Annotated in this window: 1 protein-coding gene; it reads left to right on the forward strand. The window is 71.3% G+C overall.

Annotated features, from left to right (window positions below; all coding sequences use genetic code 11):
- The coding region (locus tag AC0CYZ_RS00965; RefSeq protein ID WP_472211219.1) for a serine hydrolase domain-containing protein at positions 1-976 on the forward strand (976 nt) is incomplete at its 5' end.
- Between the last annotated feature and the right edge of the window lie 162 nt (positions 977-1,138).

The following is a 1,138-nucleotide window of genomic DNA, read 5'->3' on the forward strand; positions in this document are numbered from 1 at the left end:
GATGGTCGCGACGACGGCGGCGCTGCAGCAGGTCGAGCAGGGCCGGCTCGACCTCGCGGCCCCCGTCGAGACCTACGTCCCCGAGTTCGCCGACCTCCAGGTGCTCGACGGCTTCGACGGCGACACCCCGCGGCTGCGGGCCCCCGCGAGCCGCGCGACCGTCAAGCACCTCCTCACCCACACCTCGGGGCTGTCCTACTGGTTCTGGAACGCCGACCTCGCGCGGTACGAGTCGGTGACCGGGCTGCCCAACGTCGTGCCCGGCGACATGGCCGCCTTCCAGGCTCCGCTCGTCGCCGACCCGGGCACGCGCTTCGAGTACGGGATCAACACCGACTGGCTCGGCCGGGTCGTCGAGGCCGTGGCGGGGACGACCCTCGACGTCGTGATCAAGGAGGGCATCACCGGCCCGCTCGGCATGGACGAGACGATGTTCGCCCTCGACGACGCCCGGCAGGGCAACAAGACCCCGGTCCACGCCAAGGGCGAGGACGGCCAGTGGGCCTCGATCGGCAACGTCCTGCCCGACGACCCGCAGTGGTGGGCCGGCGGCCACGGCCTGCACTCCACCCCGCGCGACTACATCCGCTTCGAGCGGGCGCTGCTGCGCGACGGTGAGCTCGACGGGGCCCGCATCCTGCGCCAGGAGACCGTCGACGCGGCCTTCTCCGACCAGCTCGACGGCGCGCCGTTCCCCACCGAGATCCCGACCGCGGACCCGGCGACGACGGACACGATGCACCTCGGTCCGGGCTGGACCTGGGGCTACGGGCTGCTGCTCAACACCGCGGACATCCCGGGCCGGCGCCGGGCGTTCTCCGGCGCCTGGGCGGGGCTGTTCAACACGCACTTCTGGATCGACCGCACCACCGGCATCTGCGCCTCGATCTACACCAACTCGCTGCCGTTCATCACCGAGCACGAGGCGTGGAAGCTCTACGGGGACTTCGAGGAATCGCTGTACGGGTCCCTGTAGGTGCGCTCCGCGCTCGTGAGCACTAGGGCGTGTCTGACGGATCGTTAGGGGTTCGTGGGGGAAGATCTTGCTGTGATCAGGCAGGAGATCCCGGACGAGGCCTGGGAGTGGATCGAGCCGCTGCTCCCGGATCGCACCCCGCAGCGCGGGGGCCGGTGGCGG

It is taken from the genome of Actinomycetospora sp., assembly GCF_055612215.1.